The following is a 13,943-nucleotide window of genomic DNA, read 5'->3' as shown; positions in this document are numbered from 1 at the left end:
AATCATTAATGTAAACTTTTTAAAATGAAAAAAACTATTTTTTTATTCGCATTTTTATTTGTTTCTTTATTCGCAAGTGCAAATGAGGTTGAGTCAAATACTATTATTTTTGATAAAAGCGAAGTTGTCGAAACAAAGGGAATCACAGTTTCAAAAGAAGGTGAAACTGAAAATCTCCTCTTTGAATTTTGTATAATACGAACAAATTATTGGTATGTTGGCACTGTCCAACTTATGGATGGTAACCTATACGATCAATATGAAGTTGAAACAACAGTAACTTGTTACTAGAATTAATTAAATTTTTAAATTAAATCAGAAAAGCAAATTGTTCTTAAAATACAATTTGCTTTTTATTATTCCAGATAAAAATGAAAATAAAAAATTTAGTGCTTTTCTTCTTTCTTTCTTTTATGAGTTACTCACAAACTGTAATTGTAAATTATTCTGAAAAAAGAATTATTAGTAAAGAAAGATTTGAAGCCATGCCAGAATTTGCAAGGAAACAAGCTTTAGAGTCCTACAATTATATTTTGCAATATAACAACGGTATTTCACTTTATAAAAACAGTACAGAAACAAATAACATTGACAAATCTGATAAAAGTATTTCAGAGGAGGTGACTGAAGGAGATGCGAATCATAAAAAAGAGTTTTTACATAGAGTGACGAATAAATCTATAGAAAAGTGGTATTATAAAGATTTAAATAAGAATGAGTTACTATTTAATTTTTATAATGGTAAAGATTTTTATGGAAAGGACAATTTACTAAAGTGGAATTGGCTAATTACTGAAGAGACTAAAGAAATAAATGGATTTACTTGTAAAAAAGCGACATCTGATGCCTTTGGTTACTATTTTACGGCTTGGTTTACGGAGGATATCGCAATAAATGCGGGACCAGATAAATTTGATGGACTTCCGGGACTTATATTGTATCTTGGCACGGCATATTATGAGACGTATGCTACTACAGTGAAAATTGAAAAGACTCCAATAGTGATAGTGAAACCAGAAATGCCAAAAGAAACCGTTACTATGGCAGAAGTGGAAAATTATGCGAAGGTAGAAATTAGTAAATTGAAATCGAGTACTAAAACTACCGTAAATGGTAATACAACGACCACAAGAACTACAACTATTATTAGATAGGCAACAATATTTATGCGGATCATATTATTTTTTTTCATTTTTTCATTTCTCCAAATTCAAAGCCAAACTAGTATAAGAGGAACAATAAAAGATTCATTGCAAAATCCAGTATCACTTGTTAATGTTCTATTGTATAATAAACTGGATAATGTACTTATAGATTTCAAACAATCCAGTAATTTGGGTCAATTTGAATTGGTTTGTCCTGATGCAGAAACTAAAAACTTTATACTCAAGGCAAGCTTTTTGGGATATAAAACGTTCATTTTTGCATTTAATACGGATGGTAATAGTTCAATTATTGATAAAAACATTATTTTAAAAAATGATGTTGTAGCCATGAAAGAGGTTATCATTAAAGCTGATTTTCGGGATGTTGCTGAAAAGAATGATACTATAATTTTTAATCTAAAACGACTACTTAACGGATCCGAGCAAAAGCTAAAAGATGTCCTAAAAAAACTCCCAGGACTTAGCATAGACGGCAACGGTAAGATAAAATACAAGGGGAAAAAAATCGACGATTTATTAATTGAAGGAGATGAATTCTATGGGAATCAGCATCAGCTGGCTACCGAAAATATAAAATCTGAAATGATTGAAAAGATAGAAGTTTTAAAAAATTTTCAAAATTTTTCTTCTATCGTAGGATTTAATAATACAAGTAGAACGGCTTTAAATGTTTCTATAAAGGAAGCATATAAAAATACGATCAAAGGAGATATTGAAGCCGAATATGGATACAATAATCGCTATAGGCAACACAATAACATCTATAATTTTGCTAGTAAAGTTAAAGTTAATTTTATTTCAGATATTAATAATACCAACAATCTGGTTTTTACGGTCAATGATTATTTAGAATTAAAAAAAGGAGTTCAACACGAGATATTAAACGAAACGGCTTCTAATTCGATGACTATTGATGAAAATTTACCTTCGTTTTTATTCTCTACGGATAATGTAAATAAAAAAGACATTCAATTTTATTCAGTAAATTTTAGCGACAAAATTTCAAAAATGAGTAAAATACATGGATTTTCTATGTTGAATTATATAAAACAAAGTGAATTTCTAAAGTCAAAACAAACTTTTTTTGCAGGTAACGATATAGTTATAGATAAAAATTCAAATGTTGAAGGATCATTGTTGTTTAATACAAATAAAATTTAATTTGAATCAAAACCCAATGAAAGAAACTATTATAATTATATCTTGACTGTAAATTATAATAAGGACAATCAAGGTAGTCTTATTGACAATCAATCAATCATAAATCGAACTAACTTTGATGAAAACAAAGGAAGTTCCAGTACAAATATTGGTCAGTTTTTTACACATAAAATAAAATTAAACAGTAACTATCTATTTGAATATAATTTATTTAATGATTTTACAAGCTTCCGAAAGAATATTAATTTAGAATCAGATGATTCTTTTTTGAACTTAAACTTCAATGATGATTTTGCGGTTTTCCAAGAAACGGATGGCTATGCAAATTCTTTTGGGATTAATTCGAAACTTACCATTAAAAGTGAACGGGGAACTTTTAGTCTAAACGCTGGTTCGTCTAACAATAATGAATCGTTAAACATTTTTGTGAATGAATCTAATCCGGAATTTAATTCAGAATTAAATTTACTAAACACCAAAAACTATATTGGGGCAAGTTTTAGTAAAAAAAAGCTCTATAGATTTAATTATTCTCTGGGTTTTAGGTTTGTTCAAGCACAGTTTCAATATGATTTTAAAAAAGAAAACAACCTGACTTTTCTGCCTTTTGCTAATTTGTCTTATGAGATTTCTAAGAAAGCGAATATTAGTTTGAATTACAAAAGGGACTTTTCGAATGTTTCAATAGATAAAGTTATGCCTGGCTTGTTTATTGAAGATTATAGAACTATTATAAAAAACGGCAACATTTTTTATGATGCGATGCTGCCCAAAAACACAATAAGTTTAAACGGTTCTTATGCGAATTTGCAAACTAATTTTATTTCTTTTTTTGGTCTGGTTTACACTAATAAATTAAAAGAAATAGGATTTAATTCCATAAACACCAACAACCTTTCAGTTAGACAGTATGATTTTGTAGATTTAGATGATTCTTCGTATTTGTTTTTTACGCTTGAAAAAAAAATGAAAAGTATTCCTTGGTCAGCAAAATTGGAAACGTTGCAATCGTACTCTAGTCGGGAATCTTTCATTAACAATTTGAGTAATACTTTTAATACTGTTCAAAATAAAGCAGAAATTAGTTTCTTGTCTTACTTCAAATCGAATGATTTTAATATAAATTTTGGTATGGAATATCTTGTAAATAATTCAATCAATAATTCTAATAATGTAAAAAACACTTTAGGTAAAACAACAGCTTTTATTAAACTAAATGGTTTAGTATTTAATGAAAAATTAAATTGGGAATTAGACTCTAAGTATATTCATTTTTCGTCTAATAATGCACTACAAAAAAATATTTTAGAAATAAGTCCTAGTATTCAATATAAATTCAAAAATTGGAATTTTAAAGTAAGAGGCGTTAATATTCTAAACATAAGGGATAATAATATTCGTTTAAAAGTTGAAAACCAAAATTCTTATTTTGAGCAAACCCAGTTTAGTTCCTTGTCGGGGTTTTTAAATTTGGGTGTTTCTTTTTCATTTTAGTCTAATTTCAAATCCTTGCAATTGTGATCCATAATTTTATTGAAAAGGAATTATAGAGTTTCTAAAAAAATGTACCTTTGATAAATACCACAATTTAAAATGAACGGAACATTAAATAAGGTCATGCTAATTGGTTTTCTTGGCGATGATATCAAAATGCATTATTTTGGTGGAGGCAATTGTATTGGAAGATTTCAATTGGCCACCAATGAAGTATACATCAACAAAACTACCAATGAAAAGATCACTTCTACAGAGTGGCATAATTTAGTTGTACGCAATAAAGCGGCTGAACTTTGTGAAAAATACCTTTCCAAGGGTGATAAAATATATGTAGAAGGCCGAATTAAATCGCGTCAATGGCAAGCAGAGGATGGAAGTACAAAACATGCCATCGAAATTCAAGTAACTGAATTCACTTTCTTGACTACCAAAAAGGAAAGTGAAAACAACAAACAAATTCCTGCGGTTGATGTCCCTAAAAATACTAATTTTGATCCAGAAAATAATGTCTTGCCTATAAATGACTTGCCATTTTGATTGTTTAATTAATCCTAACCGATTTGGACCCAGAGCCCAGTTTATTTTTTTCTTACGCTATTGATGTAAATCTTGTATTTGGCATTGCTGGAATAGTAGTTTTGCTATTTTGTTTAGGATTAGTCTCTGGTGCCGAAGTAGCTTTGTTTTCCCTGTCCCAAAAAGATATTGATGCAATCACCCAAGTAAATAGTTCCAAAGGGAAGATGATCGCAGCACTTTTAGAGAAACCAAAAAAACTGGTAGCAACACTACTAATTGCTAGTAATTTCTTGAATATTTCAATTATTTTATTGTTTTACTTAGTTGTAGAAACCATTTTTTCAGATTTAAACACAACGCTTTTTAAATTTGGGTCAGAGGTTCTAATGGCAACTTTTTTAATTGTATTATTTGGATCGGTATTGCCTAAAGTTTACGCTAGTAGAAATAGTCTGAAGTTTAGTGAGTTAACTGTTTATCCAATTGTTTTTTTAGATAAATTGCTTTCGCCAATAAGTTTACCCATGCGGGCAGCTACTATTTATTTGCATAACAAATTAGGAAAACAAAAAACAAACTTTTCAGTAGATCAGCTTTCTCAAGCATTAGAATTAACAGCCTCAGACGAAACTTCAACCGAAGAGCAAAAAATTTTAGAGGGAATTGTCAGTTTTGGAAATACTGATACCAGACAAGTGATGAGTCCCAGAATTGATATTTTTGCATTAGAAATCGAAGAATCTTTTGCTGTAATTTGCCCTAAAATTATAGAAAAAGGGTACTCGAGAATTCCGGTATATATAGACAATATAGATCAGATTGAAGGCGTTTTATATGTCAAAGACTTATTGCCTCACATCAATACCAATGAATTTGACTGGAAGTCGCTGTTGCGAGAGCCGTTTTTTGTTCCTGAAAATAAAAAGCTAGATAATTTATTAAAGGATTTTCAGAGTATGAAAAGCCATTTGGCAATTGTTGTTGATGAATATGGAGGAACTTCAGGATTGGTCTCTCTTGAAGATGTAATTGAAGAAATTGTAGGCGATATTAGTGATGAATTTGACGATGAGAACATTAATTTTTCCCAAATTGATGATAAAAATTATCTTTTTGAAGGAAAAATAAATCTTAAAGACTTTTATAGAATAATTGATGTTGATGAAGAATTATTCGAAATAAAAAAAGGTGAAGCGGAAACTTTGGCTGGTTTTATTTTAGAAATTATAGGTAATTTTCCCAAAAAGAACCAAAAAATCACTTTCCAAAACTGTCTGTTTAAGGTGGAAGCTGTCGATCAAAAAAGAATTAAACAAATAAAAGTAACTCTTGAATAAATATAAATGTTTAAAAAAACTATCATTTTTTCGGTACTAGTAGTAGTTTCAATGTTGAGTTTTAGTTGCAAGAAGGATGTCTTGCCAAAACCTTCTAGTTATTTACGGTTGGATTATCCAGAGGCTAAATATGTGAATTTTGAAAACGAATGTCCTTTTGCTTTTGAAATGAACTCAGATGCTATTATCAAAAAAGAAACGGATTGTGGGTTTACTATAACCTATCCCAAAATGAAAGCAACTATTTATCTTACCTATAAACCAGTCACGAAAAACATTAATGAACTGTTGCGTGATGCACAAAAACTAACTTATGAGCACGTTATAAAAGCTGATGATATTTTGGAGCAACCGTACTTAAATCCGGATAAAAAAGTGTTTGGTATGTTTTATCAAGTAGAGGGAAATGCCGCAACCAACTCTCAATTTTATGTCACTGACAGTATCAAGCATTTTGTAATTGGATCCGTTTATTTTTATACAAAACCCAATTACGATTCTATTATGCCAGCAGCAAGTTATATCAAAAATGACATGCAGCGATTGATGGAAACCTTAAAATGGAAGTAACAGGTTTCAGTTTGTAGACTGCAGTCTGCAATAGCGCAATCAGTGTTATTGCGAGAAACGAAGCAAACTCACTAACTTAGGTAATAATAATTGAAACAGAATTGCTAAATGTGATTGTTTCCTTCCTCGCAAAGAAATACAAAAAAAGCATCCCCATTTAGAGAATACTTTGTTGTGTAAAAATGTAAAAGTCTATTTATAACTTCATATTAGTAACCTTGTAGGTCTTGCCATCGGCGGCTGCTTCTACAACAGTTGTCAGTTTTTCTGGATTTTGTACTGATTTGTCAAAAGTTACCGTGGCTATTTTTGTTTCAAAATCGACTGTAGCTTTCTGAACTCCTTCTAATTGCGTTAAATCTTCTTGAATTGTTTTAGCACAACCTACCGCGCATGTCATTCCTTCTACAGAAAAACGAGCTGTTTGAAGATTGGCAGCTGCTATTTTCTTTTTAATTTGTGGTATATCTGTTGTTGTTATTTCTTTTGAATCAGTTTCATTTAGTTTGTCTTTACAGCCTGTAAACAGAACACTTGCAAGTACAACAGTCAGCATTGATTTTTTGAAATTCATTAGAATGAAAATTTAAAAGGTTATAAGAAAGTCTGAGTTGTAAAATTAATTAAAAAAATAAGGACAAATTCATAAAATAGTTACAATTTTGGCCAAAATTATCTTTATGGAGTCAAAGCAGTTGAAATGGGTTTACTTGGTAGTTCTTGCCTTAGTTTGGGGAAGTTCCTTTATATTGATAAAAAAAGGATTAATAGGGTTGACAGCTCTGCAATTGGGGTCATTGCGCATTCTTTTCGTAGCTATTTTTTTAATGATAATAGGATTTAGAACTTTAGCAAAGATACCAAAGTTCAAATGGAAATACATTGCTTTGACTTCAATGTTTGGAACGTTTATTCCTGCTTATTTATTTGCTATTGCTCAAACACAGATCGATAGTTCTGTAAGTTCTATTTTAAACTCACTAACCCCTTTAAATACTCTAATTTTAGGTGCATTGGTTTTTGGATTACAATTCAAACGCAACCAAATTTTTGGTATTTTAATCGGCTTGGCAGGAAGTGCCTTGTTGATTTTGAATGGAGCGATTCATCATCCAGAACAAAATTATTACTACGCTATTCTAGTTTTAATTGCTTCAATATGTTATGCAGTTAATGTGAATTTAATTAAAAAACACCTGCATGATTTAAGTCCGTTGAGTATTACCACGGGTAATTTTATGGTGTTGTTTGTTCCAGCATTTATTGTCTTGTTTTTCTCTGGTTTTTTTGAAGTGGTACAAGATGTGAAAGTGCAGGAGTCCGTTTTGTTTATAATGGTTCTTGGTGTGGTAGGAACCGGAATTGCTAATATTTTATTCTTTAAACTGATTCAAATTTCTTCACCTGTGTTTGCTACGTCGGTAACGTATTTGATTCCTGTTGTTGCTTTTTGTTGGGGATTATTAGACAACGAAATGCTTACTGCGGTTCAAATTTTTGGCGCCTTTATCATTTTGATTGGCGTTTATTTGTCTGCAAAGAAATAACTGTTCTTGTGGCGGTTTTGCGTGAGGGAAAGCAGCAAGCTACCGAAGTAGCGCGTATTGCCCGACCCCATAAAAAAAGGGACCAACTAGCCGGTATTGCTAGTTGGTCCCTTTTTTTATGGGGTCACGCCCAAGAAATTTTGAATCAAAAAAGGTTGCCTATTGCTAGACAACCTTAATTATTTATAAGCTGTTTGTTTATTGAAAATCAGTATCAGAAACACCTTCGTTTATTTTTACATCAGACATTTTGATGTCCAATTCAAAACCTACATTTTGGATGATGTTAAAAGGAACTTTAACTCCTTTTACTTCTCTGTAGTCTCCGTAGTTTGTAGTTTGGGTCATGCTTTTTCCACCTTGTTCCATTACTTTAGATTCAGCAACTTTCAATCCTGAAGCTACATCATAGTAAAGCGTTGTTTTACCATTTTTCACAGCATAGGCATCTTTCCCGTTGATAGATTCAATAGTTTCAAGGGTTAAGCCGGATTTTGTAACAAGAGTCAATTCTTCAAATGTTGTGGCAGCCGCTTTCATATCATTTAGCATTTCGCCTTCAAGATTTTGACGTTGTCCTTGTTGCATTACATAAGCACCTTTTTCATTTACCACTTGCTTCATGATACTCATAGTTCCCATTGCTAGTTCAACTAGTAATTTCCCTTTAGCATCAACTTTAGAAGTATAACTAAGTGGTGAAGGTGCTTGTGGGATAGTAGTACTACCGTTCATTGCAATTGTTTTCACAGCATTTACAGCTTGTAGTCCGCCAATAGCTTTGATGAAATTCTCAATTACGCTCTTAGCAGTCACGCCAGCTGGAACCGTTTTTTTAAACTCTGGTTTTGCAGTTGGATTCCCGTATTTATCAAAATATAATACTGGATATTTTAATTTTTCAAGGCTTGGAGCAACATCTGCCGCTTTACCTACAATTACTACTCTGCTGTTATTTTCCAAGAAGTATTTGTTCGCTACTCTTAAAACATCATCTGCTGTTACCGCGCTAATATTTTTTATGTAATTCTCATAAAAATCTGCTGGTAAGCTTTGCGTTTGAATTCTTAACGCATATCCTGCCACTGTTTGTGGTTTTTCAATTTGCATAACAAATCGTCCAATGTAACCTGCTTTTACGCTGGCTAACATTTCGTCTGTTACTTTTTCTGTTCTGATTTTTTTGAATTCTTTGAAAATTTCAACAACCGTACTATCAGTAACCGCATTACGAACTTGTGTCGAAGCATTGAAAGTAGATACGCGTTTGTCCCCGTAAATACTCGTTCTTGCACCATACGTCCATCCGTGAGCTTCTCTTAAGTTCATGTTGATGTAACTATTAAAGTCTCCACCTAGGATTTGGTTCGCAATTAAAACAGCAAAATAATCTGGATCTGTCATTTTTAGATTCGAAACATTTATCGCTGCAACTTCTGATTGAACTGCGTTTGGCATATCAATAAAGTTGATTTGTGTTTGCGGTACATCTTTAGGGTCAGAGAATGTTATTGAAGGAGCAATTGCTTTTTTCCATGGTCCAAAAAATTTCTCTACCATTTTTTTGGTTTCACTGAATTTCACATCCCCAACAATGATTAGGTAGGCGTTACTTGGAACGAAATAGGTATTGTAATTTGCTTGAACATCAGCAAGTGTTACATTTTTCAAAGTAGCTTCGCTCACAAATTCTCCAGCAGGATGATTTTTTCCGTAAGTTAAAACGTCAACTACTCTTGCTGCTACAGCCGAAACACTTTTTTCATTCGATTTTAAACCTTCAATAAGTTTTGCTTTTTCCTTGTTAAATTCTGCTTGCGTGAATACTGGATTCAAAGCTCCATCTGCCATTAATTCTAAAACTCTTCCAGAATATTTAGATAACGAACTTGCTGAGGCGCCACTTGCGCTAAAATTGATGTTGGCACCCAAGAAATCTACTTCCTCATTGAACGCTGTTTTTGAAATTTTAGTCGTTCCGCTTCCCATCATGGTACTAGTCATGTCAGCGACACCTTTTTTGTCGCCTTCTGTGTACGGATCATTGTCTAATGTTAAACTAAAAGAAACTCGTGGTAATTTATGGTTTTCGACAACCATTACTTTTAAACCATTTTTTAATTCAAAAGTTACTGGTTTTCCAATTTTTACCGTTGGGGCTACTCCAGGTTTTGGCTGAGGGATGATTTGTCCTTGCATAAGTACTGTTAAGAACAAGCTTGATATAATTAATATTGATTTTTTCATAATGCGATATCTTAGTTTTGAGCTTTGTCTTTAGATGGAACATAATCCAAAACTAATCTTTGATTTGGATTTAAATATTTCTTAGCAACATCTCTAATTTCCTCACGAGAAATAGATCGGTAGATTTCAATTTCGGTATTGATCAAATTGACATCACCGTATAATAGGTGGTATGTTGCTAAGTTATCAGCAATACCATCGATAGTTGCGTTACTATTCACGTATTGATTTTCGAATTTATTCTGTAATTTTTGCAAATCTTTTTCAGAAAGTAGTTCTGTTTGTAGTTTTACAATTTCTAAATCAATTTCAGTTAGAATACTCTCTGCGGTGTTTGGTGCTTGTGGCAAACCGTAAATTATGTAGCTTCCGTAGTCTTCTTGATTATTGCTGAAAGCACCAATTTGTAAAGCCATTTTCTTATCGTCAACTATTTTTTTGTACAATCTGGAGCTTTTACCATCGCTTAAAATAGAAGAAATCATATCCAAAACTCTAGCATCTCTAGTTTTCATAGATGGCGTTCTGTATGCAGCAACGATTGCTGGAATTTGAATGTTTGCATCTTCAAATCTTGCTTTAATAGTTTGAGTAATTGGTTCTTCAATAAATGTAGATCTAACAATTTCAGCTCCTTTTTTTATTGGTCCAAAATACTTTTGAATCCATTCCTTAGCTTGCTCATTTTTAAAATCACCAGCCACAATTAAAACTGCATTGTTCGGAATATAAAATTTCTTGTTAAAGGCTTGGAATTCCTCTAAAGTTGCAGCGTCTAGATGGCTCATAGAACCAATAGTTGCCCAGCGATAGGGGTGTTTTGTAAAAATATTCTTTTTAACTTCTGCTAAAAAGTTTCCGTACGGTTGATTGTCAACACGTAGTCTTTTCTCCTCTTTTACTACTTCGTTTTGTGTATCAACCCCAATTTGGTTAATTACAGGGTGAAGCATTCTTTCAGCTTCCATCCATAAACCTAACTCTAGATTATTTGAGGGGAAAACTTCGTAATAGTAGGTTCTGTCATCGGTAGTGTTTGCATTGTTCACACCACCATTTCCAGTTACAATCTTAAACCATTCTCCGCGTTTAATATTTTCAGTTCCTTCAAATAATAAATGTTCAAAAAAGTGAGCAAAACCAGTTCTTTCAGGATTTTCGTCTTTGGCACCCACATGGTACATCACAGATGTGATCACAGTAGGAGCTGATGGATCATTGTGTAAAATTACATATAAGCCATTGTCTAATTTGTATTCCTCAAAAGCTACTTTCTGCGCAGAAGCGACTCCTCCTAGCATAAACACAGCACCTAAAGCCATTAATGAATTTTTCATAAGGTTAATAATTTTGTTAATATGAGTATTAGTAGTGTTCCTATTTATTTTGTTACATCGAATCGGCAATAGAATAAAACTTTAACAACTGTTCAATTTGAGTGCCAAACACTAGGGTTTAAAAGTGAACTAAATCAAGTGTTTAGCAAGTAAAAAATAATTTTCGTAGTACCAATTGCAGGTTAAAAATTTAATTGTATATTTGCAACCTTAAAAATTATTAAAACAATTCAGTATGTATGCAATCGTAGAGATAGCAGGGCAACAATTCAAAGTAAGCAAAGACTTAAAGGTTTATGTTAACCGTTTGACTAATGAAGAAGGTTCAAAAGTTTCTTTTGACAAAGTTCTTTTATTAGATGATAACGGAACTATCACTTTAGGCGCCCCAGCTATAGAAGGTGCTTCAGTAGAAGCTAAAGTGTTACAACACTTAAAAGGAGATAAAGTTATCGTTTTCAAAAAGAAAAGAAGAAAAGGATACAAAAAGAGAAATGGTCATAGACAGTATCTTACTCAAATTGTAATTGAAGGTATTACTGGTGTTGGTGCAAAGAAAGCAGCTCCTAAGAAAGCAGCAGTTGAAGCAACTACAGAAGAAGTTGAAGCTCCAAAGAAAAAGGTAGCTAAAGCTAAAAAAGAAGACACAAAAGAATAATAACAAAATAAAACTAATACGTCATGGCTCACAAGAAAGGTGTCGGTAGTTCTAAGAATGGTAGAGAATCAGAATCAAAACGTTTAGGCGTTAAGATTTTTGGTGGTCAAGCTGCTATTGCTGGGAACATCATCGTAAGACAAAGAGGTTCAAAACATAATCCAGGTGCTAATGTTTACATCAGTAAAGATCACACACTACACGCAAGAGTAGATGGAGTTGTTTTCTTCCAAAAGAAAAGAGATAACAAATCTTATGTTTCTATCCTTCCATTTGAAGTTGAAGCATAATTGATTTTCTCAATTATTTAAAAACCCATTTCGAAAGAAATGGGTTTTTTTGTTTTAATTACTCTTACAAAGTCTTAAGGATTCCCAAAAATTAGTTTTTATTTAAATTATTTTGAATGCCATTCAAGATGCTGAACTATTTGTCATTGTAATGCCCTAAAGCTGAGATTATAATTACTACTACTTCTTGGTCAATAATTTCATATAGTAGTCGGTCTTTTTTGTTGATTTGTCTAGACCAGACATTAAGATCTTTGTATTTTAGCTTTTCGGGTTTACCAATTCCGAAAGTAGGATGAGTTTCCAATTCTAAAAATATTTTTTCAAGTTTTGATATGTCCGCTTTCTTCCCTGATTTTTTTATTTTAGACAAATCAGTAAGAGCTTCTCTACTTATTTCTATTGTATATCTGCCCATATATTTTTAGCATCAACTTTGGTGTAGTTTTCCTCTCTATAGGCAGGTTTTTGGAAGTTTTTGGAATGCTTTTCTAGCCTTTCAATGATTTCGGAGCTAGTAATTTCATTGTTTTGCTCAATTACCTCTACATCAAATGCTTTCAAAATTTTTTTAATGATTGAAAGTTGAGAAATGTCTTTTATGTTTATCGTAAGTGTAGTCATTTTTATGAGTAATCAATTAGAATACAAAGATATAAAATATTTGAGTACTAAATTTCGATTTTGGAAGTCTTTCATTTTTTGGAAGTTTTCAATCGTAGTAATACTTCCTAATTAGAGTTGTCAAAAGGTAGTTTGAGTTTTTAATAATAAATTGTTGAGGTAAATTAAAAACCACGACAAAAATATGATTTTACTTAAATTTCTCGTTTTTAACCTTCACTAAATCGTAGACTTTTATTCCGTATGCAATAGCATAATCTGAAAGTTTAGAATCTGATGTTATTAAAAGGTTACAAGATTTTGCTTGTTCGAGAACAAGAGAGTCAGTTAGACCTAAATCAAAAAAACTTTCGCATTCGCTTCCAGTTTGCGAATTTATGTATTTTTCAGAAGTGGTTTTGATTACTTCAGTTATTTTTTGAATATATTGATACTTATAATTCCCGCCAAAACTATTTAGTAAATTGTCTACTTCAGTCCAAATATTTGGTAAAACAATAATTTGATTTAAATTTCCAATTACACCCAGTAGTTCATAAAAATCATCTTCATCATATATAGATGTTGTCTTATGAGTTTTGAGCAATGTCGGGTCAATAAGCCCAAGTAATAGAACTATTAAAGCATTTGAATCAATTAAAATCATGCTTTGTTATCATACATTAAAAAACTAATTACGTCATTTTTTTCATTTATTTCTAGTTTTTTGTACATTCTTAGAAAAGCAAATTCAGGTGACAGAGCAGAGAAGGCTTTGGATGGTCTGTTTGTATTTTCTACAAGATAAGACACTACGATTTCCCATATTTTTTCATCTTGTTTATAAATAGCTTGTTCAAGTCTAAAATCAGGATTTTCAACTGTGGATAAGTCTGCTAATTCGGTTTTTGCAATTGTCAATATATCTTTAAGTTTCATAAATACTTTGATTGATTATAAATCTGTAACATGTAAAAATAGTCAACTTATTTCTTTTTAAAGCGATAGTGC

Annotated in this window: 17 protein-coding genes; 10 read left to right on the top strand and 7 right to left on the bottom strand. The window is 31.7% G+C overall.

The genetic code is table 11. The features are described from left to right. The first annotated feature begins 24 nt into the window (after positions 1 to 24). The 7 genes from ACNQGB_RS01650 to gldD all read left to right on the top strand — a co-directional run bounded on the left by ACNQGB_RS01650 (position 25) and on the right by gldD (position 6,250). Entirely contained in the window at positions 25 to 291 is a 267-nt protein-coding gene (locus ACNQGB_RS01650) for a hypothetical protein (protein WP_417946619.1), read from the top strand. 80 nt (positions 292 to 371) lie between these two features. Beyond that, the gene (locus ACNQGB_RS01645; RefSeq protein WP_417946620.1) at positions 372 to 1,154 is read left to right on the top strand and encodes a GLPGLI family protein; all 783 of its coding nucleotides are present in this window, start codon (positions 372 to 374) and stop codon (positions 1,152 to 1,154) included. Between the two features lie 96 nt (positions 1,155 to 1,250). Beyond that, entirely contained in the window at positions 1,251 to 2,327 is a 1,077-nt protein-coding gene (locus tag ACNQGB_RS01640; RefSeq protein WP_417946621.1) for a peptidase associated/transthyretin-like domain-containing protein, read from the top strand. Between the two features lie 42 nt (positions 2,328 to 2,369). After that, the gene (locus ACNQGB_RS01635; RefSeq protein WP_417946622.1) at positions 2,370 to 3,821 is read left to right on the top strand and encodes a TonB-dependent receptor; all 1,452 of its coding nucleotides are present in this window, start codon (positions 2,370 to 2,372) and stop codon (positions 3,819 to 3,821) included. Positions 3,822 to 3,920: 99 nt separating this feature from the next. Further along, positions 3,921 to 4,361 (top strand): single-stranded DNA-binding protein, encoded by a 441-nt coding sequence (locus ACNQGB_RS01630; protein WP_417946624.1) that lies wholly within the window; start codon positions 3,921 to 3,923, stop codon positions 4,359 to 4,361. A 23-nt stretch (positions 4,362 to 4,384) separates the two neighbouring features. Then, complete coding sequence (locus tag ACNQGB_RS01625; RefSeq protein WP_417946625.1) at positions 4,385 to 5,680, top strand: gliding motility-associated protein GldE; 1,296 nt, start codon at positions 4,385 to 4,387, stop codon at positions 5,678 to 5,680. A gap of 6 nt (positions 5,681 to 5,686) precedes the next feature. Continuing rightward, positions 5,687 to 6,250 carry a gliding motility lipoprotein GldD gene (gene gldD, locus ACNQGB_RS01620; protein WP_417946627.1) on the top strand — a complete coding sequence of 188 codons (564 nt, stop codon included), beginning with the start codon at positions 5,687 to 5,689 and terminating at the stop codon, positions 6,248 to 6,250. Positions 6,251 to 6,446: 196 nt separating this feature from the next. Here gldD and ACNQGB_RS01615 read toward each other — a convergent pair whose 3' ends face one another. Beyond that, positions 6,447 to 6,824, bottom strand: a complete 378-nt coding sequence (locus tag ACNQGB_RS01615) for a heavy-metal-associated domain-containing protein (protein ID WP_417946628.1) — start codon at positions 6,822 to 6,824, stop codon at positions 6,447 to 6,449. A 106-nt stretch (positions 6,825 to 6,930) separates the two neighbouring features. Between ACNQGB_RS01615 and ACNQGB_RS01610 the strand changes: the two genes are divergently transcribed. Beyond that, positions 6,931 to 7,797 (top strand): DMT family transporter, encoded by an 867-nt coding sequence (locus ACNQGB_RS01610; protein WP_417946629.1) that lies wholly within the window; start codon positions 6,931 to 6,933, stop codon positions 7,795 to 7,797. Between the two features lie 198 nt (positions 7,798 to 7,995). Here ACNQGB_RS01610 and ACNQGB_RS01605 read toward each other — a convergent pair whose 3' ends face one another. Together ACNQGB_RS01605 and ACNQGB_RS01600 are read right to left on the bottom strand one after the other, a co-directional pair. After that, positions 7,996 to 10,044 carry an insulinase family protein gene (locus ACNQGB_RS01605; protein WP_417946630.1) on the bottom strand — a complete coding sequence of 683 codons (2,049 nt, stop codon included), beginning with the start codon at positions 10,042 to 10,044 and terminating at the stop codon, positions 7,996 to 7,998. Positions 10,045 to 10,055: 11 nt separating this feature from the next. Beyond that, on the bottom strand, positions 10,056 to 11,381 hold the full coding sequence (locus tag ACNQGB_RS01600; protein ID WP_472777051.1) for a M16 family metallopeptidase: 1,326 nt from the start codon (positions 11,379 to 11,381) through the stop codon (positions 10,056 to 10,058). A 235-nt stretch (positions 11,382 to 11,616) separates the two neighbouring features. Between ACNQGB_RS01600 and rplU the strand changes: the two genes are divergently transcribed. Further along, positions 11,617 to 12,039 (top strand): 50S ribosomal protein L21, encoded by a 423-nt coding sequence (gene rplU / locus ACNQGB_RS01595; protein WP_103998998.1) that lies wholly within the window; start codon positions 11,617 to 11,619, stop codon positions 12,037 to 12,039. 23 nt (positions 12,040 to 12,062) lie between these two features. Continuing rightward, positions 12,063 to 12,329 (top strand): 50S ribosomal protein L27, encoded by a 267-nt coding sequence (rpmA, locus tag ACNQGB_RS01590; RefSeq protein WP_086453627.1) that lies wholly within the window; start codon positions 12,063 to 12,065, stop codon positions 12,327 to 12,329. A gap of 136 nt (positions 12,330 to 12,465) precedes the next feature. Here the strand turns inward: rpmA and ACNQGB_RS01585 are convergent, their stop codons facing one another. From ACNQGB_RS01585 to ACNQGB_RS01570, 4 genes are all read right to left on the bottom strand, one after another. Then, a complete protein-coding gene (locus ACNQGB_RS01585) occupies positions 12,466 to 12,747 on the bottom strand; it encodes a Txe/YoeB family addiction module toxin (RefSeq protein ID WP_417947002.1) in 282 nt (93 codons plus the stop codon). After that, positions 12,729 to 12,953, bottom strand: a complete 225-nt coding sequence (locus tag ACNQGB_RS01580; protein ID WP_417947004.1) for a hypothetical protein — start codon at positions 12,951 to 12,953, stop codon at positions 12,729 to 12,731. The genes ACNQGB_RS01585 and ACNQGB_RS01580 overlap by 19 nt, the downstream gene beginning before the upstream one ends. Positions 12,954 to 13,143: 190 nt before the next feature. Next, the gene (locus tag ACNQGB_RS01575; protein ID WP_417947005.1) at positions 13,144 to 13,599 is read right to left on the bottom strand and encodes a PIN domain-containing protein; all 456 of its coding nucleotides are present in this window, start codon (positions 13,597 to 13,599) and stop codon (positions 13,144 to 13,146) included. Continuing rightward, positions 13,596 to 13,871, bottom strand: coding sequence for a hypothetical protein (locus ACNQGB_RS01570; RefSeq protein WP_417947006.1), 276 nt, complete (start codon positions 13,869 to 13,871; stop codon positions 13,596 to 13,598). Before ACNQGB_RS01570 ends, ACNQGB_RS01575 begins: the two co-directional genes overlap by 4 nt. Positions 13,872 to 13,943: the final 72 nt, after the last annotated feature.

It is taken from the genome of Flavobacterium frigidum, assembly GCF_048286795.2.
Note: the sequence above shows the minus strand (reverse complement) of the source record. Positions and strands in the feature narration are given on the sequence as shown.

Bases quoted from the DNA above. Each gene is read 5' to 3' on its own strand.
- ACNQGB_RS01570 (WP_417947006.1), bottom strand. From the start codon at position 13,871: ATGAAACTTAAAGATATATTGACAATTGCAAAAACCGAATTAGCAGAC.
- ACNQGB_RS01610 (WP_417946629.1), top strand. From the start codon at position 6,931: ATGGAGTCAAAGCAGTTGAAATGGGTTTACTTGGTAGTTCTTGCCTTA.
- ACNQGB_RS01645 (WP_417946620.1), top strand. From the start codon at position 372: ATGAAAATAAAAAATTTAGTGCTTTTCTTCTTTCTTTCTTTTATGAGT.
- rplU (WP_103998998.1), top strand. From the start codon at position 11,617: ATGTATGCAATCGTAGAGATAGCAGGGCAACAATTCAAAGTAAGCAAA.
- ACNQGB_RS01585 (WP_417947002.1), bottom strand. From the start codon at position 12,747: ATGGGCAGATATACAATAGAAATAAGTAGAGAAGCTCTTACTGATTTG.
- ACNQGB_RS01630 (WP_417946624.1), top strand. From the start codon at position 3,921: ATGAACGGAACATTAAATAAGGTCATGCTAATTGGTTTTCTTGGCGAT.
- gldD (WP_417946627.1), top strand. From the start codon at position 5,687: ATGTTTAAAAAAACTATCATTTTTTCGGTACTAGTAGTAGTTTCAATG.
- ACNQGB_RS01600 (WP_472777051.1), bottom strand. From the start codon at position 11,381: ATGAAAAATTCATTAATGGCTTTAGGTGCTGTGTTTATGCTAGGAGGA.
- ACNQGB_RS01650 (WP_417946619.1), top strand. From the start codon at position 25: ATGAAAAAAACTATTTTTTTATTCGCATTTTTATTTGTTTCTTTATTC.
- ACNQGB_RS01580 (WP_417947004.1), bottom strand. From the start codon at position 12,953: ATGACTACACTTACGATAAACATAAAAGACATTTCTCAACTTTCAATC.
- ACNQGB_RS01615 (WP_417946628.1), bottom strand. From the start codon at position 6,824: ATGAATTTCAAAAAATCAATGCTGACTGTTGTACTTGCAAGTGTTCTG.
- rpmA (WP_086453627.1), top strand. From the start codon at position 12,063: ATGGCTCACAAGAAAGGTGTCGGTAGTTCTAAGAATGGTAGAGAATCA.
- ACNQGB_RS01575 (WP_417947005.1), bottom strand. From the start codon at position 13,599: ATGATTTTAATTGATTCAAATGCTTTAATAGTTCTATTACTTGGGCTT.
- ACNQGB_RS01605 (WP_417946630.1), bottom strand. From the start codon at position 10,044: ATGAAAAAATCAATATTAATTATATCAAGCTTGTTCTTAACAGTACTT.